This window comes from Pseudomonas sp. BJa5 (genome assembly GCF_030272875.2).
GTDB lineage: Bacteria > Pseudomonadota > Gammaproteobacteria > Pseudomonadales > Pseudomonadaceae > Aquipseudomonas.
Genome location: NZ_JALRNG020000261.1, coordinates 1 through 229 on the forward strand (window position 1 = coordinate 1; position 229 = coordinate 229).

At 63.3% G+C, this 229-nt stretch carries 1 pseudogene; it reads right to left on the reverse strand.

Features of this window, described 5'->3' with window-relative positions:
* Positions 1-81 precede the first annotated feature (81 nt).
* Positions 82-229: pseudogene (locus M2D63_RS26235) on the reverse strand (transporter); the annotation flags it as partial.

Consider the following 229-nt stretch of genomic DNA (forward strand, 5'->3'; position numbering starts at 1 on the left):
GCGGGTTTGGCGCAGAACGGGCGTGGCGGGCGTCTACCAGACGTTCTGCATGCGCAGGGTCCAGGTGTTGACATCCGGCGATCAGGTGCGCTCCGACACCGTGTCTCTGTACGCCACCAGGCCGCCGAACTGCGGCGACAGCATTAAGCCGAGGCTGGCTCCCACCAGGGTATTTTACTGTTCGATGTCATGGCTCACGCCGACGATCTTGGTTTCGCCGCCGGTGTTG